Below are 25,869 nucleotides of genomic sequence, written 5' to 3'. Positions count from 1 at the left end.
AAAATATGATTGTTCCCATTTCTGTTTTGGAGGATATATGTTCAAAGGAGTTTTCACCGCACTTGTTACACCGATGACCCGCGAAGGCGCCATCGATTATTCCGCTTTAGGGCGCTTATTAGATGCGCAGTTAGCAGCCGGCGTGCATGGCTTGGTGCTTTTGGGCACCACGGCAGAAACCCCCACTTTATCGACGGAAGAAAAAAAAGAATTACTGCATTTTTGCACGGAACGCGTCCAAAACCGCGTGAAAATTATTATCGGCGCGGGAACAAACGCCACCAACTCCACTTTAGAAAATATCCGCATGAGCCAGGCCTTCCGTCCGGACGGAGTATTGGTGGTAACGCCTTACTATAACAAGCCGAACGCTTCGGGTCTTATTCAACATTTTAAGCAGGCCGCCTCTTTGGGAACTCCGGTAATTTTGTATCATATCCCGGGGAGAACAGGCTTAAAAATTTCAACCGGCGTATTGGCCGACTTACTTGCCGAAGTGCCGCAAATTGCGGGCATTAAAGAATCCGATTACGATATGGCCCATGTAACCGATACGGCCGTTAAGTATTCCAACCGCGTCAGTTATTTGTGCGGGAACGACGATTTGTTCCCCGAATATCTGGCTATCAATGCTTCGGGTATTATCAGTGCGGCGGCCAATGTGTTTGCTCCGGCTTTTGTAAAAATTTACAATTTATTCCAAGAAGGAAAAACGGCCGAATCTTTTAAGATTTTTGCGCAAATTTATCCTTTGATTAAAGCCTGCTACCTGGAAACAAACCCCACTTGCGTAAAATATATGTTGTCTAAAATCGGCTTCGGCACGGACACCGTTCGCTTGCCGCTGGGTGAAATTTCCGCCGATAATAAAACAAAAATAGACCGCTTGCTTCAAGCGGCAGACTCCAGTTTATTTATTAAATAAGGATACATTATGAAAACCGTAGGAATTATTGGTATTAACGGAATGGTCGGGCAGAATATGCTGTCCGAACTCAAAAAAATCAAAACCCCTTTTGAAATTAAAACTTTCGGAAGAAACGACGAAATCACTCCGCTTGATATTGCCGTTTTGTGCACAGATAACCCGGTTAGCCGCGAATTGGCACCGAAAATTAAAGACCGCGTAAAATTTATGGTGGATATGTCTTCCGAGTTCCGCATGACAGAGGGAGTACCGCTCGTTATCCCGGAAATCAACCCGCATGCCATTACGCAAAAGACCCCTCTTATTGCCAGCCCGAACTGCACTACCACCGGGCTTGTGATGAGCTTGGCGCCTTTGAAACCTTTTTATCATTTTACGGAAGCATTTTTCTGCTCCTATCAGGCCATCAGCGGCGGCGGGAAAAAATTGTTGGACGATTTCCACACCCCCGGCTCTTATTACGAAAAAAACTGCGTGCCGCTTATCGGCTCTTTGTTAGAAAACGGACATACGGCCGAAGACCTTAAAGGTTTGTACGAAACGCGTAAAATCATGGAACTTCCCGATATAAAAGTATACTGCCATACCGTAAGAGTGGGCGTGGAAAACAGCCACTCTTTGGGCGTTACCTTAAAAGCAAAAGAAGCCTTTGATTTGGAACAAGTCAAACAATTATGGAATCGTTTTCCTAATTTGAAATACAGCGAAAAAGTCATCACCCCCAAAGAAGTAAGCGGCCGGGAAGAAACCTATATTTGCCGCCTGCGCCAAGATGTGGAAGAACCCAATGTGATTCACTATTTCGTTACATTTGATAACTTATTAAAAGGTGCCGCTATGAACGGACGGCAAATTGTAGAACTCTTGTTGGAGAAGTTTGTATGAAAAAAGTACTCATCAACGGTGCTAACGGGAAAATGGGCCAAGCCTTGATTCGTTTGATTAAGGCCCAGCCGGAATTGGGGCTTGAGGTAGCCGCAACCCGCGAAACAGGAGAAAGCGTAAAAGAAGATTTTGATGTAATTATCGATTTTTCCACCCCGCAGGGAGCGCAAGAGGCTTTTGCCTTGGCAAAACACCGTCACAAACCGTTTTTAACGGGCACGACCAACCTGCCGGAAACTTTTTTATTTCAAATGCAACAGGAAGAAAAAATACCGGTGTTTTTTGCGCCCAATGTCAGTTTAAGCGTGTATTTTTTTACAGAACTTGTAAAACAGGCTGCGCGTATGTACCCCGGATATGATTTGCATTTACACGAAATTCATCATATCCACAAAAAAGATGCTCCCAGCGGTACTGCTAAAAAAATCGCTGAAGCCGTTAATGTTCCGTTTGAACAAGTAACTTATGAACGCATCGGCGAAACGGTGGGCACACATACGGCGCAGTATACCTCCCCTTTTGATGAAATTACCCTTACGCACAAAGCCACAAACCGCGATTTGTTTGCCCAATCGGCCTTACATATCGCTTGTTGGCTGATGAAATGCGAAAAGGGTTTTTACACCATGTCGGACTATGCAAAATTTAGATTGAAGGAAAGTAAAAAATGAAAATTCATTTTATTGGAATCGGCGGCGTGGGCATGAGCGCCCTTGCGCAACTGCACGCCATGGGAAAAGACGAAGTAACCGGCTCCGACCGGTTAATCAGCAAAGGGTACACGGATATGGCCCTTTGGGATTATCTTAAAAAATTAAATATCAAACTCTTCCCGCAAGACGGAAGCGGCATTGACGAAAAAACCGATTTGGTCATTTTGTCTTCCGCTATCGAACAGGATAACCCCGAACTTTTGAAGGCAAAAGAACTGGGAATCCCCACTTTGCACCGCTCGGAATTATTGGCCAAGCATGTGGCCGAACACCGCACGGTGGCCGTATCCGGCACGAGCGGGAAAAGTACCACCACTGCCATGGTGTACGACATCTTGGCCTTTGCGGGGCTCAGCCCCTCCGTCATCACGGGAGCCGCTATTTTATCCCTGCAAAACGAACAAGGTGTTTTTGGAAATGTGTATAAAGGCAATTCTGATATTCTGGTAATCGAAGCCGACGAAAGCGACGGCTCTATCGTCAACTATCACCCGCATTTGGGCGTATGCCTCAACCTGCAGAAAGATCATAAAGAAATTGATATTTTACAGGGATATTTTAAGGAGTTTGTTTCCCACTGCCAAACAGCCGTGGTAAATGCGGAAGAAGAAAACCTCCGCTCTATTGCTCCCAATGCCCAAACCTTTGGGCTTTCCTTGGGGGATATCCACCCCAGCGAAATTAAAGTGGACGGTTTCGGTTCGGACTTTACCATTAAAGGCCAACCCTTCCGTTTACAAGTACCGGGCGTGCACAATGTAGCCAATGCTACCGCCGCCGTGGCCGCCGCTTTACACTTGGGTGTAGATTTAGAAACCTGCGCCAAAGCGTTGCATAAATTCCAAGGCATCGCCCGCAGATTTGCCAGCATCGGCAGTTACGATAAAATCGAAGTAATCGACGATTTTGCCCACAATCCGCACAAACTGGGTGCCACCATTGAAGCCGCGCATCTGCGCGGTAAAAGAGTGTTGGCTTTTTACCAGCCGCACGCGTTTGCTTCTATCAAACTGTTGACCAATGAATTTGTGGAAAGTTTTGCCAAACATATCGGCCCGAACGACCATTTGTGGCTGACCGAAGTATATTACCCCGGAGGAACAATCCCCGAGGGCGTTTCTTGCCGAACGGTATATGAAAAGTTAAAAGGAAGAGGCGTTCCCGTCAGTTACGATAATTGCCGCGAAAAATTATTGGCACAAATGGCGGCAGCCGCCCAACCGGGGGACATCTTGCTGGTTCTCGGTGCACGCGACCCGACCCTTACGGACTTTGCCCGCAAACTGCTGGCGACCTTAAAAGAAAACCACGAAAGTTACAATTGCAAAAATTGTATGTTGGGAAATTGCTGTATGGGTTATCAAAAGTAAGAAAGTTTACATAGAAAAAACCCCTTGGTTTTCCAAGGGGTTTTTAATTTTAATCATATTTTGTTTTACGATCCACATCGCACTGTTCATAACCACAAAGAGATTTACAAAACTTCTTCCCTTTATCGGTATTACTCGTGCAGATAAGTTGGTCTATTTCGTTACTACCGCCTCGGGGCATCCAAGCAAACATATAATCGGCAGAGTTTACATCGGAAACTTTTTTATCCCAAAATGCGGCAAAACCAAACGGAGTTGCGGCGAATTGGAAATTATTGCCGACCAAGGTGTTATAATCACTATCGTTTCCCGTTACACTCTTCGGTTTCATACCGCAGTCTCCAAAGTACATTTCCTGGGTACATTCACCCATATAATTGCACATTTCGTAATTTTTGCGCATGGCCGCCACCACGGTAAACACTTCGGTTGCACGGGCTTTTTCCACCGCCATGGTATATTGCGGCAAAGCAACTGACGACAATATCCCGATAATAAGCACGACTACCAATAACTCAATAAGAGTAAACCCTTTATTCATATTTTTCTCCTGAAACGCGAAGCATTTCCTTCTTAGATAGTTTAATGGGGAATATTCCCTTTTTCAACTATCCTTTTTTCCATACAAAACACGGCCGAAGGCCGTGTTCAATAAAGGAAACAGAAATTTGATTAAACAATTTTCTTTTCTTCTTCCTGCGCTTTTGCAATTTCTTTTTCCAACCGGCCCGACAAACGGCGAAGCACCGCCTGCGCATTTTTCTTCCACTCTTTTATCTCGCGCAGTTCCGCTTCTGTTTCTTTTAATTTATCCACGCCGTTTTCCAAATTTCTAAGGCGCGCCTTCAACGACGCATTCTCGCCCTGCAGGTCTTTCTGCCGGGCGAGGGATTGCATCACCAAAAGTTCCAGTTGTTTTAATTTTTCTTGCATTATCTCAGTTCGGCCCCTACTTGGGTGCGCAATTGTTCTACAATACGGCTAAATGCTTCTTCCGTTTCTTTATCTTTCAAGGTGTGGGACGGATTGGAAAAGGCCAAACTAAAAGTAACGCTCTTTTTCCCTTCCGGCAAATGGTCACCTTGGTAAAGGTCTATCAAACGGTAAGAAAGTTCCACATCTAAAGGGGTTTTATCTAACGCGGAAGTAATTTGCGCGTAGGTAATGCCTTTATCGAGAACAACGGATAAATCACGCAAAGACGGCGGAAAGACCGCTAAATCTTTGGCCGGTTTGAAGTCCGTGGCGCAGTAGCCTCTTTCAATTTGCTTGGTGGCAAATTCAAAGCCCCATACTTCTTGGGTTTTAATACCGAAAGCCTTTAAGGTTAACGGGTGAAGTTTACCAAACAAGCCGATAGTTTTGCCGGCCAGTTGGATATCCATACAAATTTTGGGGTGCATATAACCGGGAACCGTTTTGGAAGGCACAAGCGTAATACCGTCCGTCTCCGCAAAGAGCCCTTGCATCAGGCCTTTAAGTAAATAAAAATCCATCGGGCGTTCTTTTGCGCCGAAGAATTTTTCCTGCTCCAAGGTACCCGTAAGTACGCCGGATACGGTGTAGTTTTCCACCGGGAAACCTTTCATAGATTGGAAGGTTTTGGTGGTTTCAAACAAAGCTAAATTACTATTCCCGAAGCGCAAGTTGCTTTCTACGTTTTTAAGCAAAGAGGGAAGCAACGTGGGGCGCAAATAATCCCAACCTTGAGCCAATGCGTTTTTGATTTTGATACAGAATTTAGGATCAAAACCAAACGCTTTGATTTCTTTTTCACCTACGAAATCGATATTTTTGCATTCACAAAAACCAAAGCCGATAAGCGAACGCGCAAAGCGTTTGCCCAAATCAATCCCTTTCGGGTTATCGGCAAATTGCAAACGGGCTTTCGTTTCGCTGACGGGAATCATATCGTACCCGGCAAAACGGGCGGCCTCTTCGGCCAAGTCCCATTTGTGGTTCAGGTCGCGGCGGTGCGTAGGAGCTTTGAAAGTCCAAGCGTCGCCTTCGGCCTTAAAGTCCAATGCCAAACGCGAAAAAATTTCCTGCAGGCGTTCCGCCGGAATTTGGGTTCCCAAAATGCGGTTGATATCCGCCGGAGAAAAAGTGACGACGGGGTTTTCGTATTTAGTGGGATAAACATCGTTAATTTCGCTGGCCACCCCGCCGCAGATTTGCACAAACAACTCACTGGCGCGGCGCATAGCCAAAGCGGCCCCTTCAATATCCGTTCCGCGCTCAAAGCGTTGGGAAGAATCGGAAGAAATAGCAAACTTTTTGACGGTTTTATTAACGGAAGGAGCATTGAAATACGCAGCTTCAATAAAAATATCTTGCGTATCTTCTTTAATTCCGCTGTCCATACCGCCCATAATACCCGCCAAGGCGGTGGCCTTTTTTCCGTCGGCAATCATCAGGCAATTGGAAGTAAGTTCCAATTCGCGGCCGCCCAATACGGTAAATTTTTCGCCTTCTTGAGCGTTGCGAACAATCACTTTACCGCCTTCCACTTCGCGCAAATCAAAAGCATGAAGCGGGTTGCCGAGTTCAAACATAACATAGTTGGTAATATCGACTAAAGCATTTTTGGGGTTTAGGCCCATAGCAGCCAAGCGTGTCTTCATCCACTTGGGAGATTCCGCATTTTTTACCCCGCGGATAATACGCCCCATATAGCGGGGGCACCCTTCCGGATTTTGAATTTCCACTTCCAACGATTTCCCTTCCCCCGCAATATCTTTAATTTCGGGAAGTTTTACTTCTTTGTTAAGAAGAGCGCCCAATTCGCGGGCGACACCTAAATGGGAAAGCAAATCGGGGCGGTTGGAGGTAATTTCCAAATCAAATAAAGAGTCCGGCTTGCCGTAAAGGGAAGAAACATCTGTTCCCAATTCCAATTCTTCCGGCAACACCATAATACCGCGAGCACGGGTTTGTGTAAGGCCGAGTTCATCGGAAGAACAAATCATGCCTTCGGATTCTACTCCGCGGATAACCGCCGGCTTTAATACTTCTTTGCCTAACCGCGCCCCTACGCGAGCAAGCGGAACTTTTTGACCGACGGCCACATTGGGGGCTCCGCAAACAACGCGTTGCGTTTTGCCGCCGCCCAAGTCCAAGGTAACCAAGTGCAAGTGATCGGAATTGGGGTGGTCGTCGATTTGAATAATCTGCGCCACATGGACACCTTCAAAATCGGCCCCGGTGGTTTCCACAGAAGCCACTTCAATGCCCAAATCCGTCAGTTTTTTAACCAGTTCTTCGGGTGTTAAGTCCAAATCAATAAAATCTTTTAACCAAGAGTAAAGTATTTTCATCTTTTTTCCTTAAAATTGTTTTAATACGCGCAGATCGTTTTCGTAGAAGGTGCGAATATCTTTGATATTAAGCATCATCATCGCCAAGCGTTCCACTCCTAAACCGAAAGCATATCCGCTGAATTCTTCGGGGTCAATGCCGCAGTTGCGCAGCACATTGGGGTGAACGACCCCCGCGCCCAACATTTCAATCCAACCGCTGCCTTTACACACATTACAACCTTTCCCTTGGCAGAACACACATTTTACATCTACTTCTACACTCGGTTCCGTGAACGGAAAGAAGGAAGGGCGGAAGCGGATTTCGGCTTTGTTACCGAATAAGCCTTTCATAAAAGCCGTCAAATCGCTCTTCAAATCGGCCATGCTGACATTTTTATCCACATATAACCCTTCAATTTGGTGAAAAACGGGGCTGTGGGTAGCATCTAAACTGTCGTTGCGAAACACGCGGCCGGGCGCCATAATGCGCAGCGGCGGTTTATGTTTTTCCATGTAACGGCTTTGCACATTGGAAGTATGCGTGCGCAATACAAGCGGCATTTTGCCATCTACAAAAAAAGTATCTTGCGCATCGCGAGCCGGGTGATGAAGCGGGATATTAAGCAAATCAAAGTTATGCTTTTCGTCTTCCACCCAAGGGCCTTCTGCCCACTCAAAACCCAAGCGGGACAGCACATCGGTCATGCGGTCTTGCGCCACGGAAAGAGGATGACGGTGGCCTTGTGCCACGGGATAGCCGGGGAGGGTCAAATCAATTTCGGTTTTGTTAAGTTCTTCGTTGATTTCTTTTTCCGCAAAAAAGGCTGTTTTTTCGTCTAAAGCGGCCGTAAGGGCGGCTTTCAACGCATTGCCGAGCGGGCCGGCTTGTTTCTTTTCTTCAATAGAAAAATCTTTCAGGCCTTTTAACAGTTCGGTCAAGGCCCCTTTTCTTCCTAAAGCGGCCACGCGCAAATCTTCTACTTCGGCCAAAGTGGCGGCTTGGGAAATTTTGTCTTTATATTCCTGCTCGATAGCAGTGCAGGCAGTTTGAAATTCTTGGATAGTCATATAGTTTATTATAGTATTTTCCGGAGTACTCCGTATAGGGAAATTTCCTTATTTTTCGGTTATTTTTAACAAAAAATCTGCCAAATGAAACGAGTTTTTCGGTTTTTCCCATAATACGGCTCAAAAAAGATACAATACTTATATGGCAAAAGATATTGTACAAGTAGAAATAAACCGCATTACACTGGAAGTGGAAGCCAAAGATTTGGGCGTCGTGGAATTGACGGACTTGGCCGCCACGGTGGAAAACCACATGAAGACGCTGCGTGAAGAAGGGGAAATTGATACCCTGAAACAAGCGCTTATCACCGCACTTCACTTTGCGGCGCAAGCATACTTACAAAACCAACACGCCGGCGGGAAACGGTTGGAAGAGGAATCGCGCGTAAACGAACTGATACACAAATTGCGAACCTCGTTGGAAACCCCGCAAAAATAACCATGCAAGAAGAACAAAACTCTTTACCCTTGGCCGCCCGCCAAGCGCCTAAAAAACTGGAAGACTTTGCCGGCCAACCGCATTTGTTGGGGCCGGGCAAAATGTTGCGGCGCTTGTTGGAAGCGGATATGATTAAATCCGCCGTTTTCTTTGGCCCGCCCGGTTGTGGCAAAACAGCCACGGCGCGTTATATTGCGTCGCGCACCCAGTCTTATACGGTGGAACTCAATGCGGCGGCGGCCGGAGTGGCGGACATCAAAAAAGTGTTAGCCGAAGCCAAGGAACGCGCCCTCACCCCCAGTTTTGATTCCCGAAAAACCCTCGTTATTTTGGACGAAATTCACCACTTTAACAAAACCCAACAAGATGTACTCCTTCCGTCTGTGGAAAGAGGGGATATTATTTTAATCGGCATTACAACCGAAAACCCTTATTATTATATTAACACCGCGCTTTTGTCGCGTTTTTCCGTGTTTGAATTTAAGGCTTTGGGAAACCAAGATCTTCTTAAAATTTTAACCCGAGCCGCCGAGCAGGAAAATGCCATTGTGCAAGAAGATGCCGCACAATACTTCATCACGCAGGCCAACGGCGATTCCCGCAAAATGCTCAATGCCGCGGAATTGGCCTTTGTAACCACGCAACCCGGTAAAGACGGAAAAAAACACATTGATTTGGCAATCGCGCAAGAGTGTATCCAACGCCGTCATCTTAATTACGACAAAAAAGGAGATGAACACTACGATGTCATTTCCGCCTTCATCAAATCTATGCGCGGTTCCGACCCCGATGCCGCCGTCTATTGGTTGGCGCGCATGTTGGAAAGCGGCGAAGATCCGCGTTTTATCGCACGGCGCATTTTAATTTGTGCAAGCGAAGATGTGGGCCTTGCCGAACCTGCCGCATTGATGATTGCACAGGCGGCTTTTCAGGCCGCGGAAGAATTGGGAATGCCCGAAGTGCGTATCCCCTTGGCTCATGCCGCTATTTATGTGGCGTGTTGCCCCAAAAGCAACTCCGCTTACAATGCCATTAACGCCGCGTTGCAAGAAGTACGCGAAGGGCGCTACCGCCCGGTACCGGAGCATTTGCGTTCCGGCGGGAAAAACCGCGGATATAAATACGCGCATGATTACCCCAACCATTTTGTAAAACAATCTTATATGCCCAATCCCATGCGCTTTTTTGAGCCGGGCTCTCTGGGCAAAGAGGCTCCGCTTATCGACCGCCTCAAAAAAACCAAAGGAGAATAAATGGAGCCCGAAGCACCATTTAGAGGCCAAGTTTTTACCGTCACCGCCATTACGCTTGCTATCAAGCAAATGATGGAAGGTGTTTTCCGCGGTGTTTTTGTAGAAGGGGAAGTAAGCAACCTGCGCACGGCCGCCAGCGGCCATGTTTATTTTGATTTGAAAGACCGCGAGGCTCTTTTGTCCGGGGTAATGTTCAAGTGGGACGCACGAAAATACGGCGGGCAACTTGAAGAAGGCATGAAGGTGCGTGTAGGCGGAGACTTATCCTGCTACGCCAAGCAAGGCCGTTACCAGATTGTAGCCAAAACGGCTGAATCACTTACCAAAGGAAATCTCTTTTTAGAATTTGAAAAACTGAAAAAAAAGTTGGAAGAGGAAGGCCTTTTTCTACCGGAACATAAAAAAGAAATTCCTCTGTTTCCGCAACGCATCGCCGTTATCACTTCCCCCACCGGGGCGGCCGTGCGGGATATTTTATCCGTATTAAAAAGACGAAATCCTCATTTGGAAGTATTGATTATTCCTACCCTGGTTCAAGGGGACGAAGCCGCCCCTCAAATTGCCCAAGCCTTGGAAGATGCCAATTCTTTTACCCCGAAACCCGATGTTATTTTGCTCGGGCGCGGAGGCGGAAGCATAGAAGATTTGTGGGCTTTTAACGAAGAAACGGTTGTCCGCGCCATTTTCAAAAGCAAGATTCCTGTTATTTCCTGCGTGGGACACGAAGTAGATTTTACCATCGCCGATTTTGTGGCAGATTTACGCGCGCCCACGCCGTCGGCTGCGGCAGAACTGGTAGTGCAAAATTCCCAAAACACGCAGACGCACATTTCGCAATTACAAAAACGGTTGTTACAGGCTGTCAGTCTGTTTTACGAACGCGCCAAACGCCGTTATGATTTGGCCGTGGGAAGCCCTGTTTTCAAATATCCGGAAAATTTAACACTGGCTAAAGAACAGGAACTCGACGACCTTTCCCTGCGTTTGGACAATGCCTTTCAAACCAAGCGAAAAGATTTTGAAAACCGCTATGCACTCGCTTCACAAAAGTTGTTGGCGCTGGGCCCGCAAGCCGTATTAAAACGCGGATACAGCATCACCCGCAAAAAGGACGGCTCCGTCATCAGCAGTGTTCATCAAACTGCACCCGGAGAGCAAATTTTTGTACAAGTGCAAGACGGCATGATTTATACCGAAGTAAAGTAGAGGTCTTTTAATATGGCAACGAAATTTAATTTTGAAAAACAACTCTCCCGTTTGGAAGAAATTGTTTCCAAACTCGAAGAAGAACAAACCGATTTGGACGCTTCCGTAAAACTTTTTGAAGAAGGAATTGTTCTATCCAAAGAACTTTCCCAAAAGTTGGAAACGGTAAAATTCAAAGTGGAAGAATTAAAGAAAAAAGGAGCCGAAATGATAACGGAACCTTTTGACACCGATTTGGCGGAGACTACCGATGGCGAATAAAAAATTGCGTTTGGATATGGCCTTGGTCGAGCAGGGCTTTTTCGCCAGCCGCAACCGGGCGCAAGCCAGCATTATGGCCGGGGAAATTTTGGTAAACGGCGAGGTAGATACCCGCGCCGACCGCACCATTTTGCCCGAAGATACCATTGCCATTAAAGAAAAATCTTGCCCCTATGTGTCGCGCGGCGGTCTCAAACTGGCAGGAGCCATGAAAACTTGGAATATTTCCGTAGCGGGAAAAACTTGTGTGGATATTGGCGTTGCCACCGGCGGATTTAGCGATTGCATGGTGCAAGCCGGTGCCAAAGATGTGTATGGAGTAGATGTCGGCAAGGGGCAACTGGCAGACGAAATGCGCCGTTACAAGAATTTCCACTTCAAACCCGAAACAAATGCCCGCTACATGACTCCCGACCTATTTGAAACGCCCCCCGATTTTGCCGCGGTAGATGTGTCTTTTATTTCGCTTACCATGATTATGGAACCCCTTTTTAAGATTATGGCACCGCAAGGCGAAATCGTATTTTTAATTAAGCCCCAATTTGAATTAACCCCCAAACAAGTGCCTCACGGTATTGTAAAGACGGAAGAAAACCGCCAACTTGCCATTAAACGGGTGCAAGATTTCTTTGAAGAAAATTTGAAGGAAAAATACGGGGGTTGGTCGGGTGAAGTGATAGAAAGCCCCATCAAAGGGACTCACGGAAACATTGAGTATTTATGGCATGTTAAAATAAACAAACCCGCTTAACTGCGGGTTTGTTTTTAATTTGGTAAAATAATACATATGATTTTAGAAGGAAAAACATTAGCAGCCAAAATTCGCCAAACCCTCCCCCAAAGGGCGGAAAGGGTGCGGGCCGCTTTGGGCAGACCCATTAAACTCTGCGCGATCGGCTCTACCGAAGATTACGGCGCGCATGTTTACCTGAAAAAAGAAGTGGAAGCCGCCCAAAAACTGGGAGTGGAAACCCAAATTTACGAAGTAAATAATCAAACCCCGGCCAAAGATTTTTTGAAATTGGTGGAAACTTTATCCGCGGACGATACGGTAGATGCTATTTTAATTCCGCGGCCTTTGCCCGCCCATTTAGCGGCCACCAATTATGCCGACAAATTGGCTCCGCAAAAAGACATTGACGGTATGTCCACCATCAATATGGGCAATCTGTTCCTGTGCAAAACCTGGAAAGAGGTGCAAGCCCTGCCCGGTTTTGTGTCTTGTACGGCGATGGCGGTAGTTTTGTTACTGGCCTATCACTGTGTGAAATTAGAAGGAGCGGAAGCCGTGGTAATCGGACGCTCTATTACGGTAGGCCGTCCGCTTGCGCATTTACTTACTTGCCAAAACGCAACCGTAAAAATTTGCCACACCAAAACCGATTTGCCCCGCGCCGTGCGCGATGCCGATGTGGTCTGTTCCGCGGCCGGCAAACCGGGGCTTCTGGACGCATCTTGGTTAAAAAAAGGGGCGATTGTGGCGGATATTTCTACCAACTGGGACGAACAAAACAACCGCTTGTGCGGAGATGCCGTCCCGGAACAAATGGATAAATTTTCAGTATCCTACTCTCCCGTTCCCGGCGGAGTGGGCCCCGTAACGCTTGCAGTACTGCTGGAAAACATTATAATATCAGGTGAAAGGAAAATTTAAGGAGATCTTATGAAAACTGCTCTTAAACTTTTGGTTTTAGTATTGTGTTTGGGTGTAGTGGCCGGCTGTAACACCAACGCAAAAAAGAAAGAAAAATATAACCGCAAAATTTATTTGACGGAAGAAGATTATATGGAAGATTTGAGTAGCGAAGCCGTTAAAGAACGCCGCGAAACTAAACCGTTGACGGAATCCGAATATATTTTTAATGTAGGGCCGGAAGAACAAAAAGAAGTTTACTTCTTTGATGAACGCCAACAACCCAAAATCCCCGGCCAGCCCAGCGACGCCGATCACCGTAAAGAAAAACGCCTGTGGCAAAAACCCAAACGCTACACGCCCGAAGAATACTATGGTATGCAAGGCGAAGCCCCCGCGGAAGATTCTTCCTCCGAGTATGATTACTAATCTTGTTCTCAACAAAAAACCCCGCTTTTTACAGCGGGGTTTTTTATTTGCGGTTTGTAAACAAATCAATTCGGTCTGTAAAAATACCGTCCACCCCCAACCACTCCAGTTGGCGGGCCGTTTCCAAATCGTTTACCGTATAGAGGTACAATTTCAGGCCGTTATCGTGGCAAATCTGCACCATTTCGGGAGAAAAACGCGTCGCGTTTAAGTGGATACTCTCCGCCCGCAGAGAAAGGGCCTGCGCAATATCAAAAGAGCGCGTTAACAGACCGATACGCACGCTTTTATTTAATTGGCGGATACGCACTAAGGTTTCATAATCAAAACTGGAAAACAGCGTTTTAGGGAACACTTCCGGCACAAAAGTATTAAGCACCTGCAAAGTATGTTCCTCTATCCCGGGATAGCAGTTCCCTTCGTTCTTAAATTCCAAATTAAACAGTTGCAAATCTTCTACAATTACGGGCAATACTTCTTTGAGGGAAGGGATATAAAGTTCCCGGCTGTCAAAGGGGTTTTGAAGGGGATATTTTTTCAAATCGGCTAAAGTAAGCCCGCCCAGTTGCACATCGTGCCCGGTTGTAGATAATAAAGAGTGGTCGTGATGGACAACTAAAAACCGGTCTTTGGTGAGGTGGAGATCCAATTCGTAGTGAGTGGCCCCCTGCTCGCGAGCCAGCGCAAAAGCCGGCAAAGAATTTTGAACGCGTTGGGCCGAGGCTCCCCGATGTGCAAAGTATATCATACCTTTAGTCTAAGAAAAAAAAGACCAAAGTGCAAGGGCCGGGCAAATAAAAAACCCCGGGAGTTTCCCGGGGTTTTATAAAAGAGACAGGTTTTAGCGGGCAGCGGTGCGGAAGAAGTTTCCTTTCACATTACGCGCTAAGCGCACGGGGCCCATCGTTTTATCGGCTTGAACCAAAATATCTTTGGAAGTGGGTTTAATCATAGTATCGGCAGAACCGAAAATGTCGCCTTGTTTAATTAAGCCCAACTGGCCATGATTATTGATTTGGACTTCCAATTTCAACGAACCGTCCAAACTCTCGGCCAACAAATCATTTTCTCCCATGGTAAATTCCAACGGGAATTTAGGGTTTACAACCCGTTTAATTGCCACCGGCACATCCGCTTCGTTCTTAACGATAATCGCGCAAGAATTATTGGCAGATTCCGCTTGGCGAGCCAAACGCTCCGGCACCGTTACGGTACCCGAGATATTGAAACGACCTTCGTTCACCGTCCGGGCCGCACAAAAAGCACAAATCAGCAAACTGGCCACAGCGGATATGGTTAAAATTTTCTTCATATCTATATTTTACTCTTTTCAAAACGGGTTTGGCAAGATGCGCCACTTAATAGTATATCTGTAAAAGAAATTTTTTCAAGATAAAAAAAGAGGCTCTTGCGAGCCCCTTTTTGAAAACAAACAAAACTTATTGTTTGAAGAAACCCCAAAGGTTTGCGTTATATACCCAACCTTTGCAAGTGCCGTCTTTGGCGTTGGCAGGTTCGTCCACTACTTGAATCCAGTTTCCTTTTTTGGCCAGGTATTTGAACGGATAGCCTTTTTCCACGGTGCAAACGATATCGGCACTGGCGGAAGCATCTTTGCGGACATTTAAGTCCACTTTGGCAGACATACCGCCATTGGGGCTCAATAAATCGGCGGAAATCCAACCGTTGAAACCTTCAAAATCTTTGATGAACACCCAGCTTTTATCTTCATTGGTTTTTACCATGATAACGGGTGTATATCTCCAAGCATACCACTTGATAGCGCATTTGGTACCGGCGCAGGTGCGGATATTGGCTCTTTTAGCGTTTACGCTGGCATATTTCTGGGCGAAAACAGGCGCGCTGACAAACATTAAAAGGGCCGCTAAAGCGATAATTTTTTTCATATACCTTTTTCTCCTCTCACAAAGATACTTCTAAAGTCTTCCCTAAAAGTATAGCATATATTTTTTGCGATACATACAACTTTTTTATGCTTTTTGTTATCTAAACGCGCTCTTCTAAAAAAGATATAATATAAAAAACTAATTTGGAGAAATAATATGAAAGAACAAGTGGAACAAGTAATTGAACAAATCCGCCCTATTCTGCAAGCCGACGGAGGGGATATCCAACTTATCGGTGTAGATGAAAAAACCGGTATCGTAACCGTAGGGCTTCGCGGCCGCTGCGGATCCTGCCCGCACGCCCAACTTACCTTGCAAGCCGTGGTAGAAAAGAAAATTAAAGAACTCGTCCCCGGCGTAACAGCGGTAGAACGCGTATAAAATGCCCAAGATAGATTTGCATACCCACTCCGAATTTTCGGACGGTACCTGTTCGCCCAAAGAGGTGGTGCACGCGGCCTTGAAAGCAGGCGCAAATGTGTTTGCGCTGACAGACCACGACACCACCGACGGCGTACGCCAAGCCGAAGCGGTATGCAAAGAACATCGTATTCTTTTTACCCCCGGGGTAGAAATCAGCACCCGGGAACACGACCATTTGCACTTCACGGGTTATAATTTAGATTTGGACAACCCGACTTTTCAAGCCTTTTTGGCCCAAAACCGCCAAAACCGCCGGGAAAGAATACGCCAAATTATCCGCCAACTCATAGAAGCGGGCGTAAACATCACCGAAGAAGATGTTTTCAAAAGAGCCCCCAACACCGTTTCCCGCGCCCATGTGGCCGATGCCTTAAAAGAAAACGGGGTTGTGCCTTCCCGACAGGAAGGTTTCCGCCGCTACTTGGTGCCCGGCCAACCCGGCTATGTACCTTCCGCCGGGGTAACCGCCGTGGAAGCCATACAACATATTAAGCGAGCCGGCGGCATGGCCGTGATTGCCCACCCGGGAATTGTCAGCGAACACTGGAATTTCCCCGCGTGGGTAGAAGCAGGCCTGGACGGCATTGAAGTTTTTTATCCCGCCCATACCTTCTCAATGAAGCAAGACCTGCTGGCTTTAGCCAGAAAATATGGTTTGTTCTGCACGGCCGGGTCGGACTATCATGGCCCGCACGCCGGAAGAATTACCACCCCGGGTATGCAAATTCCTCAGCCTTATTATGACAGGCTGATTCGTAAATTATTCAACCGATAATATGATGCTTAGACCTAAATTATTCACGCTTCTTCAAAATCACCCTGAAGAATTTTCTTCCCAACGGATTTTGAAAGATTTAAGCGCAGGCCTTGTTGTGGCTTGTGTGGCTTTACCTCTTTCCATTGCGTTGGCAATCGCCTCCGGCGTAACCCCCGAAAAAGGCCTTATTACTGCCATTGTGGCCGGGTTTATCATTTCGCTACTGGGCGGAAGCCGGGTTCAAATCGGCGGCCCTACCGGGGCATTTGTGGTAATTGTGTACGGAATTTTACAACAGTTCGGCATGGCCGGGCTGTTAACCGCTACCATTATGGCCGGTATTATTTTGATGTTTATGGGGCTTTTTAAGTTCGGGGCGTTTATCAAATTTATCCCCTATCCCGTAACCACCGGTTTTACAAGCGGAATTGCGGTAGTGCTGTTTTCCACCCAAATAAACGATTTCTTGGGGTTAAACCTAACGGATATCCCCAGTGCGTTTTTTGCCAAGTGGAACTTATATTTTCACACTCTGTCGGCCATCAACTGGCAGACGCTGGCAGTTGGGTTATTAACCTTGGGAATTATTCTCTTTTGGCCGAAAAAATGGCGCGCATTACCCGGCTCTTTGGCGGCGTTAATCATTACCACGCTGTTGGTTAAATTCTCGGGTATGAATGTAGCCACCATCACTTCTACTTTCGGGCAGGTGGACGGCACGCTTGTTATGCCGCATATGCCGGGTGAAATTTCTTATGAAGTGATTCGCAAACTTCTCCCCTCTGCTTTTACCATTGCCTTTTTGGCCGGGATAGAAAGCCTGCTTTCCGCCGTAGTAGCGGACGGTATGATTGGGAAACGCCACAGTTCCAACATGGAACTTGTAGCCACGGGCTTGGCCAATGTGGCCTCCGGCTTATTTGGCGGCCTTCCCGCCACGGGCGCCATCGCCCGCACCGCGGCCAACATTGAAAACGGCGGCCGTACCCCTGTTGCGGGTATGGCCCATGCGTGTTTTCTGTTTGTCATGATGATGTGCCTGATGAAATACATTGGTCTTATCCCCATGACTTCTCTGGCGGCCATTTTGTTTTTAGTGGCATACCGCATGAGCGATTGGCGTTCTTTTACAGCCTTATTTAAGGCTCCTGCCAGCGATATCGCCATTTTGCTAACTACTTTTACCCTTACGGTGGTGGAAGATTTAGTGGTAGCCATTGAATTTGGGCTCGTTTTGGCAGCTGTTCTGTTTATGAAAAGAATGGCCGATGTTTACCAAATCAAAAATGCCGACGACGATATTATGGACGAAGTCCGCCAAAAAGACGATATCGACACCAAGATTATCGCCAAACATGTAAGCGTGTACGAAATCAACGGGCCTTTCTTTTTCGGCGCGGCCAACAAGTTTTTAGACTCATTGGAACACCACAAAGATTGCAAAGTGCTTATTTTGCGTATGCGTAGCGTGCCGGCAATTGATGCCACCGGCTACCACGCCTTGGAACGCATCTACAACCGTTGCCAAAAAGAAGGAGTACAGTTGGTGCTTTCCCATGTACAAAAGCATGTATTAAAAACGCTGGATAAATACGGATTCGTAGAAAAGATAGGAACCGACCATATTTGTAAAAACATTGACCTGTCTTTAATGCGGGCCGAATCTATTATCAGCGGACGCAATCACTTCTTGGAATAATAAAAAGAAACCAAAAAAAACCCCGGATAAATTCCGGGGTTTTTTATTGTACTGAAATTTTATTGAACAGGGGCGGCACCGTCCAAATTGCCCGGGCCGTTTTTATTGCCGCGCTTAAAGAAATTCTTTACGGCAGTCTTTAAGTTGCTCCACTCGTTTTTGGCTACTTTAACGAAGGAGGAGTTCGCCATCATGCCCGGGGTAAGCACCAAACTGGCACCCAAACAACCTGCGGCATAGAGCAAGTCCGCTCCGGGGATGATACCGGCGAAGTAGGAAGCCGGCAGAGCCATCAACCCGGCAATACCCATCGTCAAGGCCAAGATAGAAGAAAGTTCGCGGTTTTGGGCGGGATATTTCTTCATAATGTAATCGTACATTTGAGTAAAGAAGTTCCCTACGCCCAAACTGGCGGTGGCCGCACCGGCAATGGTCATCGGGATAGAATTACCCGCACCAATCATCATCATCGTCCCCAAGGCAGACAAGGCGGAGCAGAAGAGATACATACTGCCGGAACTGATGCGTTTGCTGATTACGTTACCACCCAAACGACCGATGATGAGCGGCAAGTACAGAGTGGCGGCGATAATAAAGTTACCGAGTTCTCCGGCCGGAATCAATTGTTTCATTGCGCCGGCGAAGGAACTGGAAAGTACGAACTCGTGTACAGTGGCTAAAGTCATGGCGGAGGTTAAGGACAACACGCCCGGAGCCTTCATCATTTTAGCCATGTTACCCAATACATTTTCTTGAACATGGATAGAGGAGGCCACTTTTTCGGTGATTTCTTTGGCTTGGGCAGCCGGCAAACCTTTTTCTACGAGTTTACCTTCCAAGGCAGGTAATACTTCGCCTTTCAATTTCGTATAAGCGTCTTTTTTGCCTAAATTCGTATCCAATTTGATAGCGGCAAAGGAAACATCGTCCATCCCTTCTTTTAACGAGCGGGAAACGGCATCAATCGTTTGGGAAGAAACATTGCCTCCTTCCGCAACCAACTTATCCACCGCAGAGTTCAAAGCCTTGTCTAAAGCCACTTGGCTTTGGGAAAGGTTTTTGGCGGAGTAGGCATCTCTCATTTTGGAGCGCCACACATTCCAGGTAACTCCGGCACTATACAAAGCGAAGATGGGGAAACTGAGGGAGAAGTCCAAGCCCAGGTTGACCCCGGTGGTAAGTCTAATGGCTTCGTTAATCAAGTACGGAGAGGCCAAGAAAGCCAACGTGCCCACGTTTTTATACACAAAGGACAAGTTGTAGAGCACAATGTCTTTCAAGGTTACATCCGATTTTTTAGTAAAGAAATCTTTGAAACGAGTTTTTAAGGTAGAGAAAGTCATTTTCTCTAAAGCAGCCGTTTCGCCTTGTACTTTCTTGGCGGTTGCGCCTACATTGTCCAACACTACTTGTCCGCGGTTGGCACGAATAAGCATGTTAGATACCAATTGTTTTAAGATGCTGGAACCGCTCATCAAGAAAAGAGCCGTGATGAATAAACCTTTTTGTATGGGGCCCAAGGTCATGCCTTCTACCATACCCCAGAAGCCGCCGGCCGTAGCCAACACACCGGCCATAGTGGACATACCCATAGCCACCAACATCAGGTTCTTTTCCCCGTATTTCTTAAGGGCGGGAGTAAGCAAGGAAGCAAAACCCGGCATTACATACCCGATAGTGAACATAAGCCCGGTAGCGGTAGAGGGAGAAATTCCCAATGTTTTGTGCACTACGGAACCGTAGGTTTTGTTCAAACTCGGGTTGGTAAGAGAAGTGTCACGCGTAATTAAAGTGGTACGGTCATGCGTAGGAAGAACCGTCAATTTGAATTTCACCGGAGAGTTTTCAATCGCATGAACAAAGTTGGAAAGTTGGTGTTTCGGCAAGCGAACATAGTGGTCGCTCAAGGAAATTACACGATCGGTATCTTGTACGCGGAAACCGAAGGTGCCGTCTTTCATAATGATAACATCAGCGCCTTCGATGTAACTTTTCATCGGCATTTCCACTTCCACGGGAAGGACGCGGCCGTCCCAAGTATATACGGGCAAACGAATGCTTTGGTATTCCACATTGGCTTTTTGTTCCAACTTCAATAAAAGTTTACTACCCGGTTTGGCCGTTTTTTCAAACAAGTTTACCAACATGCCCACTTGGTTAGATTCCATTTTTAAGAAGAAATGTTCCATAGTTTGGGGGGTGTGGGAATTGCGGAACTCCGCGATATAACCGTTTTGGAAGTTAGGGTTAAAAACGAAGGTTACTCTGTCGTAATCTTTAGAGCCCAGTTTGTTGCGGGTGCTGTAAACATCTAATTCAAGCGGTAAAGCCTGTTCCGAGCCGCCTTCTTTAACAAAGGAGGCTTTCATGGGTTGGAAGTGGGTACCGAATAAATTTCTTAAAGAATTGAAACCTCTTTGCAGAAAATTACCCGTTTGCACAGGGGAAACAGCTGCAGGGGTATGGGAAAGCGGGGAGGAGGCTTGAGCAACCGCTTCAACTTCTCCTTGAGCAGAAGGAGCCACTTGCATCGGGGAGGCTTGTAAATTAGGAGCAGATAAATTGATTTCGGGTAAGCGGAAGGAAAGATCGGCTTTGGTAACGGTAACGGCTTCTTCGGTAACCACCGGGGTTTTGCCTATTTCCATCCATCTGGCAGTGCCTTGGGTGCTGATATCCGCGTGCAAAGCGACCATTTCGCCTTGTTCTGCCAAGAAGTTTGCCATGCCCGGCACCGCCGCGGTTTCAGCGGAGACGACTGCAATTTCTACCGGGAGATTATTGGCTTTGGCATAAGCGGCTAATTCTTCCCAGAATACGCCTTTCGCCGGGAGAGAAGCCGCCCAAGCGGATAATTCTTCATAAGCCCCTTGGCGCAGCAAACCGCGAGCCGTAATAACTTCGGCCACATCTTTGAAAATAGTTTCGCCGGCAGATTTATAAAAAGCCAACAAAGCCGGAGCATCGGCCGCCGTACCTAATAAACCGATCGCACTAGCATCCGTTAAGGCCGCAGAAACTTTAGCAGCTTTTTGCAGGGCCACCGCATCTTGCGTGCGATGCGCAATCAAAAGGGCGGTCATTTCTTGTTGAGAAAATTGTTGGAAAGAAGAGGAGGCTTCGGCTAAAGAGGCTTTGTAGTGGCCCAGGGCTTGAGTAAGTTGTTCGGCAGGAATGTTTTGACCTAAAGAGAGCGTTAAAAAGGAGGTTCGTAAAAGTTCCGTGCGAATAACCGGGTCGGGATAAGACAAAATGCGGGAAGGCAACACAGCGGCGGGAAGTTGCAACAATTCCGTAGGAACAATATTGCTTTTAGTAAATACTCCGGCCAGTTGCTGACGAGCAAGCGCCGCATATACCCCGGAAGAAATCTTGCTGGACGCGACGGTTCCTTTGCCCAAAACGCTTCCGGCACCGCTAAGCCCTTTGATTGCACTTCTGCTCACTTTGGGAAGCAGTTGCGCAAACGAAGGCGTAACGCTGCTGAAGATGATACAAAAACTAAGTACTAGCGATATTAGCGCTCTCATAATTCTCCTCTTATATTAATAATTCCATTTTAACCGACAAAAAAACAGGGCCAAAAGACCTATATTACTTAGGTTTTTGGCCCTATACAAAAACGGGACTACAAAATGTTGCAGATTATTACTATTTTTTACAGCATGATTATATTGATTACAACTGGGGTACAAATGAGAAGGAATAATGGAAAAAAAGGAAAAACACAGCTCACCCTTCAAGCGCTTTAAGCGTTTGGGTTCGCACTGGTACGCAAATTTTTTTAATTTGGCACAGTACATACAATCTCCTTTTATCCGTCTCCACCTATATTTTAGTAAACTTACAACCTAGGCTTCAACCGAATAAAAGGCCCATTTTTAGGGTAGTTCTTTTAGATTAGAAAAAAATGTCTGCCGACGATAGTTTTTATTTGACTTCTTTTTTTGCCAAGGCTTGAGCCACACAAACGGGCACTAATGCGGATACATCGGCCCCATAGCGCACGGCTTCGCGCACAGCCGAAGAACTGATAAAGGCATTTTCGGGTTTTCCCGGCAGAAAAACCGTTTCCGTTTCGGGAGAGAAAAGGCGGTTAAAGTAAGCATTGGTCTGCTCGTGTTCCAAGTCTGCCGCCGAGCGGAGGCCACGAACAATTACCGTAAGATTATGAGCCTTCATATAATCGGTAAGTAGTCCCTTGGTAACGGTTGCCACTTCCACATTTCTTTCCCCGACAAGTGCCTGCTCTAGTAAACTGCGTCGTTCTTCCAGCGTAAAAAGAGGGGTTTTGTTTGCGTTGGGAATCACCAGCACCCGCACCGCACCGAAAACGGCACTCGCCCGACGGATAATATCCAAATGACCGTTGGTAACGGGATCAAAACTTCCGGCATAAACTACGGGTTTACAAGTCATATTTCCTCCGCAAGGCCGTGCGGCGGCCTTCTATATTATGGTATCATAATTTTATGATAAAAAACCCTTTTAGTGACGAAATTTACCTAAGGCGCACCCACGCGCATAACCCGGATTTGAGAGACGAGTATTTTAGGGATCAAACTAAAATAATCCACTCCCTTCCTTTTAGACGCTTAAAACACAAAACACAAGTTTTTTTTGCTCCCAACAACGACCACATCTGCACCCGCATTGAACATGTGCTCCATGTGGCTACGATTGCCGCCACCATTTGCCGCGGCTTAAATAAAAGCGGGAAATGGCAAGTAAGCGAAGACATGGCCTACGCCATCGGATTGGGGCACGACATTGGGCACGCCCCCTTCGGGCACGAAGGAGAACGCGCCATTGATGCCTGCTTAAAAGGAAAAAGATTCCTGCATGAAATTAACAGTTATCGCGTGGTGGAACACTTGGCCAACTACGGAGAAGGGCTTAATTTAACCTTTGCCGTAAAGGACGGTATTATCTGCCACTGCGGAGAAGATTTTGCCAACAACTGCTTGCGCCCGGCCGATAAACCCAACGATTTGGAACAGATCACAGGGCGCAACCAAATGCCTTCTACCTATGAAGGCTGTATTGTGCGATTATCCGATAAAATTGCCTATCTGGGACGCGATATCGAAGATGCCATTAAGGCAGATCTTATCACCACGCAGGATATCCCGCAAAAAGTGCGCGAAGAAATCGGCTCTTCCAACGGGGAAATCATCAACACGCTTACTTTGGATCTTATCAACCACTCCAAAGACAGAGATTTTATCGGCTTTTCCGATGAAAAGTTTGAACTGATTTCTCAATTAAAACGGTTTAATTACGAACGCATTTACCACAACGAACAAATGCGCCAACGCAAAGAAACCATTGATAAATGTATCCGCGATTTGTTTGATTATTTCCGTACGCTTTTTGCGCGCTATGGTTTTGAGTATTCGGCCTACGAACGGGAAGGAAAACAAACGGCCCGCGGGTTTGCAAACTATATGAAGTCCATGAAAACCATATACAAAGAAGACCCTTCGCAAATAGACGACATCATCGCCGATTATATTGCGGGCATGACAGACTCTTTCGCATTGACCGTCATGGAAGATGTTATTTTGCCGAACTCCATAAAATTCTTTAGTTAAGCAAAAATAAGACACACCGCCCCCGGGAACAACCCGGGGGTTTTTTATATAAAAAACACCTCCGGAAGGGTAGCCGGAGGTGCAGGAGGGTTAGGATTTGTGATGAAATCTTATAAGTAAGGGGTTTCTTGGGCGCAGAAGGCAACCACTTCTTGTAAATTGGAGTAGTAGGCCAATCCGTCACGGGCAGCTTGGCAGAAATTGCGTCCGCTGTTATCTTGCGCCAAGCGGAGAACTTCCCCTTTGCGAATTTGCGCTACATCGCTCAACAGGCCGCCTTTATCTACCGCTTGCGCGTTTTTAACGGCGGTTTCCAACTCGGATCCGTTATAGAACAAGTAAAAAGTATCGGTGCGTCCATACCCAACATGCATCATCAGCGGGGTTTCCCCTACTTTATTGCGGTGGTTTTTCAATTGAGCGATTTTAGAAGCATAATCGTTTTTATAAAGAGTTCTTACAGCTGCGGCCAAGGCCTGCACGGTGGAAGCATCTTTGGCTACATGGAAAACATTGTTTCCGAATTTGTCGGTGCCCAATAAAGCAGCCCCTTGAGTGGCTTTGTCCGCCCAAGAGGTAATGGCTTCTACATCTCCGTTTTTGGAAGCGGAAATCAAAGCAGTTGTAACATCTGCGGTCATAAGACGTTGTTTCAAGTAGCGTTCAATCATCTTGGCACGACGCGATTGGGCCGCCTCTTGCAACGGAGCGGCGTTAAGCGTAGCAACCATCAAAACAGCCATTAAAATAAAAAGAATTTTTTTCATAAGTCCCTCTCTTACTTAAAGTATGGCTTTTTAGGTAAAATTCTGCGAGGGTCTTTGGGCCTAGTGAATAAAAATATTGGACCTATGATTTTTCTAGGCCCTATTTCCCCGGTAGAAAAAAGGGGAAATATAAAAAGAAAAAACCCCGGAGAAATCCCGGGGTCTAAATGGAGCGGGCGAAGAGAATCGAACTCTCGTCTCAACCTTGGCAAGGTCGCGTTCTACCATTGAACCACGCCCGCAAAAATCTGTTTACCTTCAACACATATAGTATAACAAATTTTTTTTATGTGTACAAATTTATTTTGTGGTTTTTTTGTTTCCCGCAGGCGTTGCGGCCGGTTTTGCCGTCGAAGCAGGGGTTGTGCCGGCCAACAAAACATTGGCGATTTTTTTGAGATACGGATTTTCCGCCACGGCCGTACGCACATGCGGATTTTGACGCACGCTTTCTAAATACGGGTTGGCGCGAATAATTTGCAAAGCCTCTTGCGGACGATCGCGAAAATACTTAACAGCCTTGCTGATAAGCAAATAACTCATAAAGCGGCTTCCCGCCAAACCGCGCACCATTTTTTCGTTTTTCAATACGCCTTGTACGGTTTCGCTTGTAAAAAATTCCCGCATCGCGTTTTCGTCTTGCGCAAAAGCCAGTAAAAGTTGCGGGTCTTCCAATAGCGGGGCAACATCGGGACGGGCCAAAAAGGCTTTAATCATATTGTCGTTGCCCAACAAATAGCGCATCAAGTCCGGGTCGGACATATTGGAAGAAAAGTTAGTAGTTAAAGCCCAGGGAGCCGCACCGATAATTTCAAAATTTTTAGGAGTAAAAGTTTTGTAATTAAACCGACTGATAATGGGTAAGGTGGAACCCAAGTTGCTAACGGAAACGTTGCGATCTTGCCCTTCCTGAATATGAACATAGGTAACCCCGCCAGAAGGGTTAAATTCTTTATCCGCTACCGTAAGACCCGCCAATTGGGAAGGGTCTAATGCCGCGGTTAAATCTTCCGCTCTGTGTTTGGCAGAAAGAGAAATCATCAAGGTAAAAAGCACCAACGCCGCTACCCCCGCACCTACTGCCAAGAGGGTTTTGTTTTCCTTCTTTTTCATCTCGCTTACTTGCGCCTGTTGGGCGGCTTGTTGCGCGGTGGGGTTTTGTTGTTCTTTTTGTTTTCGGTATTGCGCGGGATTGCGCAGCATTTTCATCAATTCTTCTTTTTTCATATCTTCATTAT

26 protein-coding genes and 1 tRNA gene are annotated in these 25,869 nt (G+C 46.6%); 15 read left to right on the top strand and 12 right to left on the bottom strand.

Annotated features, from left to right (window positions below):
• The first annotated feature begins 37 nt into the window (after positions 1–37).
• From E7027_02940 to E7027_02925, 4 genes are read left to right on the top strand one after another with little or no spacing between them, the layout of a single operon-like run.
• Positions 38–925 carry a 4-hydroxy-tetrahydrodipicolinate synthase gene (locus tag E7027_02940; GenBank protein MBE6421081.1) on the top strand — a complete coding sequence of 296 codons (888 nt, stop codon included), beginning with the start codon at positions 38–40 and terminating at the stop codon, positions 923–925.
• 9 nt (positions 926–934) lie between these two features.
• Positions 935–1,813, top strand: coding sequence for a hypothetical protein (locus E7027_02935; protein ID MBE6421080.1), 879 nt, complete (start codon positions 935–937; stop codon positions 1,811–1,813).
• Positions 1,810–2,484: a 4-hydroxy-tetrahydrodipicolinate reductase gene (locus E7027_02930; GenBank protein MBE6421079.1), complete on the top strand. Its 675-nt coding sequence runs from the start codon at positions 1,810–1,812 to the stop codon at positions 2,482–2,484. Before E7027_02935 ends, E7027_02930 begins: the two co-directional genes overlap by 4 nt.
• Positions 2,481–3,896 carry a hypothetical protein gene (locus tag E7027_02925; protein MBE6421078.1) on the top strand — a complete coding sequence of 472 codons (1,416 nt, stop codon included), beginning with the start codon at positions 2,481–2,483 and terminating at the stop codon, positions 3,894–3,896. Before E7027_02930 ends, E7027_02925 begins: the two co-directional genes overlap by 4 nt.
• 49 nt (positions 3,897–3,945) lie before the next feature.
• On the opposite strand, the gene E7027_02920 is transcribed toward E7027_02925, so the two are convergent.
• The 4 genes from E7027_02920 to pheS form a co-directional block, all read right to left on the bottom strand.
• Complete coding sequence (locus E7027_02920) at positions 3,946–4,437, bottom strand: prepilin-type N-terminal cleavage/methylation domain-containing protein (protein ID MBE6421077.1); 492 nt, start codon at positions 4,435–4,437, stop codon at positions 3,946–3,948.
• 131 nt (positions 4,438–4,568) lie between these two features.
• Positions 4,569–4,829, bottom strand: a complete 261-nt coding sequence (locus tag E7027_02915; protein MBE6421076.1) for a hypothetical protein — start codon at positions 4,827–4,829, stop codon at positions 4,569–4,571.
• Positions 4,829–7,213 carry a phenylalanine--tRNA ligase subunit beta gene (locus tag E7027_02910; protein MBE6421075.1) on the bottom strand — a complete coding sequence of 795 codons (2,385 nt, stop codon included), beginning with the start codon at positions 7,211–7,213 and terminating at the stop codon, positions 4,829–4,831. Before E7027_02910 ends, E7027_02915 begins: the two co-directional genes overlap by 1 nt.
• 9 nt (positions 7,214–7,222) lie before the next feature.
• The gene (pheS, locus tag E7027_02905) at positions 7,223–8,263 is read right to left on the bottom strand and encodes a phenylalanine--tRNA ligase subunit alpha (GenBank protein ID MBE6421074.1); all 1,041 of its coding nucleotides are present in this window, start codon (positions 8,261–8,263) and stop codon (positions 7,223–7,225) included.
• Between the two features lie 142 nt (positions 8,264–8,405).
• On the opposite strand from pheS, the gene E7027_02900 reads away from it, so the two are divergent.
• From E7027_02900 to E7027_02870, 7 genes are read left to right on the top strand one after another with little or no spacing between them, the layout of a single operon-like run.
• Positions 8,406–8,702, top strand: a complete 297-nt coding sequence (locus E7027_02900) for a hypothetical protein (protein MBE6421073.1) — start codon at positions 8,406–8,408, stop codon at positions 8,700–8,702.
• Positions 8,703–8,704: 2 nt separating this feature from the next.
• Positions 8,705–9,955, top strand: a complete 1,251-nt coding sequence (locus E7027_02895) for a replication-associated recombination protein A (protein MBE6421072.1) — start codon at positions 8,705–8,707, stop codon at positions 9,953–9,955.
• Positions 9,956–11,161, top strand: coding sequence for an exodeoxyribonuclease VII large subunit (gene xseA / locus E7027_02890; protein MBE6421071.1), 1,206 nt, complete (start codon positions 9,956–9,958; stop codon positions 11,159–11,161).
• Between the two features lie 12 nt (positions 11,162–11,173).
• The gene (gene xseB / locus E7027_02885; GenBank protein MBE6421070.1) at positions 11,174–11,422 is read left to right on the top strand and encodes an exodeoxyribonuclease VII small subunit; all 249 of its coding nucleotides are present in this window, start codon (positions 11,174–11,176) and stop codon (positions 11,420–11,422) included.
• Positions 11,412–12,173 carry a TlyA family RNA methyltransferase gene (locus E7027_02880; protein MBE6421069.1) on the top strand — a complete coding sequence of 254 codons (762 nt, stop codon included), beginning with the start codon at positions 11,412–11,414 and terminating at the stop codon, positions 12,171–12,173. The genes xseB and E7027_02880 overlap by 11 nt, the downstream gene beginning before the upstream one ends.
• Before the next feature lie 36 nt (positions 12,174–12,209).
• Complete coding sequence (locus E7027_02875; protein MBE6421068.1) at positions 12,210–13,076, top strand: bifunctional 5,10-methylenetetrahydrofolate dehydrogenase/5,10-methenyltetrahydrofolate cyclohydrolase; 867 nt, start codon at positions 12,210–12,212, stop codon at positions 13,074–13,076.
• 9 nt (positions 13,077–13,085) lie between these two features.
• A complete protein-coding gene (locus E7027_02870; GenBank protein MBE6421067.1) occupies positions 13,086–13,484 on the top strand; it encodes a hypothetical protein in 399 nt (132 codons plus the stop codon).
• A gap of 43 nt (positions 13,485–13,527) precedes the next feature.
• Here the strand turns inward: E7027_02870 and E7027_02865 are convergent, their stop codons facing one another.
• From E7027_02865 to E7027_02855, 3 genes are all read right to left on the bottom strand, one after another.
• Entirely contained in the window at positions 13,528–14,232 is a 705-nt protein-coding gene (locus E7027_02865; protein MBE6421066.1) for a hypothetical protein, read from the bottom strand.
• Between the two features lie 93 nt (positions 14,233–14,325).
• Positions 14,326–14,796, bottom strand: a complete 471-nt coding sequence (locus E7027_02860) for a hypothetical protein (protein ID MBE6421065.1) — start codon at positions 14,794–14,796, stop codon at positions 14,326–14,328.
• A 127-nt stretch (positions 14,797–14,923) separates the two neighbouring features.
• The gene (locus tag E7027_02855) at positions 14,924–15,391 is read right to left on the bottom strand and encodes a hypothetical protein (GenBank protein ID MBE6421064.1); all 468 of its coding nucleotides are present in this window, start codon (positions 15,389–15,391) and stop codon (positions 14,924–14,926) included.
• A 156-nt stretch (positions 15,392–15,547) separates the two neighbouring features.
• On the opposite strand from E7027_02855, the gene E7027_02850 reads away from it, so the two are divergent.
• From E7027_02850 to E7027_02840, 3 genes are read left to right on the top strand one after another with little or no spacing between them, the layout of a single operon-like run.
• Positions 15,548–15,772, top strand: coding sequence for a NifU family protein (locus E7027_02850; GenBank protein ID MBE6421063.1), 225 nt, complete (start codon positions 15,548–15,550; stop codon positions 15,770–15,772).
• A 1-nt stretch (position 15,773) separates the two neighbouring features.
• A complete protein-coding gene (locus E7027_02845) occupies positions 15,774–16,589 on the top strand; it encodes a PHP domain-containing protein (protein MBE6421062.1) in 816 nt (271 codons plus the stop codon).
• Positions 16,590–16,593: 4 nt separating this feature from the next.
• The gene (locus E7027_02840; GenBank protein MBE6421061.1) at positions 16,594–18,270 is read left to right on the top strand and encodes an STAS domain-containing protein; all 1,677 of its coding nucleotides are present in this window, start codon (positions 16,594–16,596) and stop codon (positions 18,268–18,270) included.
• Between the two features lie 59 nt (positions 18,271–18,329).
• Here the strand turns inward: E7027_02840 and E7027_02835 are convergent, their stop codons facing one another.
• Positions 18,330–21,800: a hypothetical protein gene (locus E7027_02835; GenBank protein MBE6421060.1), complete on the bottom strand. Its 3,471-nt coding sequence runs from the start codon at positions 21,798–21,800 to the stop codon at positions 18,330–18,332.
• A 400-nt stretch (positions 21,801–22,200) separates the two neighbouring features.
• Positions 22,201–22,689 carry a pantetheine-phosphate adenylyltransferase gene (coaD, locus tag E7027_02830; GenBank protein ID MBE6421059.1) on the bottom strand — a complete coding sequence of 163 codons (489 nt, stop codon included), beginning with the start codon at positions 22,687–22,689 and terminating at the stop codon, positions 22,201–22,203.
• 53 nt (positions 22,690–22,742) lie between these two features.
• Here coaD and E7027_02825 point away from each other — a divergent pair, with 53 nt between their 5' ends.
• Entirely contained in the window at positions 22,743–23,864 is a 1,122-nt protein-coding gene (locus E7027_02825; protein ID MBE6421058.1) for an HD domain-containing protein, read from the top strand.
• Between the two features lie 110 nt (positions 23,865–23,974).
• Here the strand turns inward: E7027_02825 and E7027_02820 are convergent, their stop codons facing one another.
• The 3 genes from E7027_02820 to E7027_02810 form a co-directional block, all read right to left on the bottom strand.
• Positions 23,975–24,631 carry a hypothetical protein gene (locus E7027_02820; GenBank protein ID MBE6421057.1) on the bottom strand — a complete coding sequence of 219 codons (657 nt, stop codon included), beginning with the start codon at positions 24,629–24,631 and terminating at the stop codon, positions 23,975–23,977.
• Between the two features lie 168 nt (positions 24,632–24,799).
• A tRNA-Gly gene (locus tag E7027_02815) sits at positions 24,800–24,873 on the bottom strand.
• A gap of 58 nt (positions 24,874–24,931) precedes the next feature.
• A complete protein-coding gene (locus tag E7027_02810; GenBank protein ID MBE6421056.1) occupies positions 24,932–25,858 on the bottom strand; it encodes a hypothetical protein in 927 nt (308 codons plus the stop codon).
• Positions 25,859–25,869 lie beyond the last annotated feature (11 nt).

Source organism: Elusimicrobium sp. (assembly GCA_015062115.1).
Classification (GTDB): Bacteria; Elusimicrobiota; Elusimicrobia; order Elusimicrobiales; family Elusimicrobiaceae; genus Avelusimicrobium.
This window is presented reverse-complemented; position numbering and strand designations above follow the sequence as displayed.

Coding starts and splice junctions, on each gene's coding strand:
- E7027_02840 (MBE6421061.1), top strand. CDS start 16,594: ATGCTTAGACCTAAATTATTCACGCTTCTTCAAAATCACCCTGAAGAA.
- E7027_02880 (MBE6421069.1), top strand. CDS start 11,412: ATGGCGAATAAAAAATTGCGTTTGGATATGGCCTTGGTCGAGCAGGGC.
- E7027_02930 (MBE6421079.1), top strand. CDS start 1,810: ATGAAAAAAGTACTCATCAACGGTGCTAACGGGAAAATGGGCCAAGCC.
- E7027_02865 (MBE6421066.1), bottom strand. CDS start 14,232: ATGATATACTTTGCACATCGGGGAGCCTCGGCCCAACGCGTTCAAAAT.
- E7027_02920 (MBE6421077.1), bottom strand. CDS start 4,437: ATGAATAAAGGGTTTACTCTTATTGAGTTATTGGTAGTCGTGCTTATT.
- E7027_02855 (MBE6421064.1), bottom strand. CDS start 15,391: ATGAAAAAAATTATCGCTTTAGCGGCCCTTTTAATGTTTGTCAGCGCG.
- E7027_02940 (MBE6421081.1), top strand. CDS start 38: ATGTTCAAAGGAGTTTTCACCGCACTTGTTACACCGATGACCCGCGAA.
- coaD (MBE6421059.1), bottom strand. CDS start 22,689: ATGACTTGTAAACCCGTAGTTTATGCCGGAAGTTTTGATCCCGTTACC.
- pheS (MBE6421074.1), bottom strand. CDS start 8,263: ATGACTATCCAAGAATTTCAAACTGCCTGCACTGCTATCGAGCAGGAA.
- E7027_02910 (MBE6421075.1), bottom strand. CDS start 7,213: ATGAAAATACTTTACTCTTGGTTAAAAGATTTTATTGATTTGGACTTA.
- xseA (MBE6421071.1), top strand. CDS start 9,956: ATGGAGCCCGAAGCACCATTTAGAGGCCAAGTTTTTACCGTCACCGCC.
- E7027_02835 (MBE6421060.1), bottom strand. CDS start 21,800: ATGAGAGCGCTAATATCGCTAGTACTTAGTTTTTGTATCATCTTCAGC.
- E7027_02850 (MBE6421063.1), top strand. CDS start 15,548: ATGAAAGAACAAGTGGAACAAGTAATTGAACAAATCCGCCCTATTCTG.
- E7027_02820 (MBE6421057.1), bottom strand. CDS start 24,631: ATGAAAAAAATTCTTTTTATTTTAATGGCTGTTTTGATGGTTGCTACG.
- E7027_02900 (MBE6421073.1), top strand. CDS start 8,406: ATGGCAAAAGATATTGTACAAGTAGAAATAAACCGCATTACACTGGAA.
- E7027_02875 (MBE6421068.1), top strand. CDS start 12,210: ATGATTTTAGAAGGAAAAACATTAGCAGCCAAAATTCGCCAAACCCTC.
- E7027_02810 (MBE6421056.1), bottom strand. CDS start 25,858: ATGAAAAAAGAAGAATTGATGAAAATGCTGCGCAATCCCGCGCAATAC.
- xseB (MBE6421070.1), top strand. CDS start 11,174: ATGGCAACGAAATTTAATTTTGAAAAACAACTCTCCCGTTTGGAAGAA.
- E7027_02925 (MBE6421078.1), top strand. CDS start 2,481: ATGAAAATTCATTTTATTGGAATCGGCGGCGTGGGCATGAGCGCCCTT.
- E7027_02860 (MBE6421065.1), bottom strand. CDS start 14,796: ATGAAGAAAATTTTAACCATATCCGCTGTGGCCAGTTTGCTGATTTGT.
- E7027_02870 (MBE6421067.1), top strand. CDS start 13,086: ATGAAAACTGCTCTTAAACTTTTGGTTTTAGTATTGTGTTTGGGTGTA.
- E7027_02895 (MBE6421072.1), top strand. CDS start 8,705: ATGCAAGAAGAACAAAACTCTTTACCCTTGGCCGCCCGCCAAGCGCCT.
- E7027_02845 (MBE6421062.1), top strand. CDS start 15,774: ATGCCCAAGATAGATTTGCATACCCACTCCGAATTTTCGGACGGTACC.
- E7027_02935 (MBE6421080.1), top strand. CDS start 935: ATGAAAACCGTAGGAATTATTGGTATTAACGGAATGGTCGGGCAGAAT.
- E7027_02915 (MBE6421076.1), bottom strand. CDS start 4,829: ATGCAAGAAAAATTAAAACAACTGGAACTTTTGGTGATGCAATCCCTC.
- E7027_02825 (MBE6421058.1), top strand. CDS start 22,743: ATGATAAAAAACCCTTTTAGTGACGAAATTTACCTAAGGCGCACCCAC.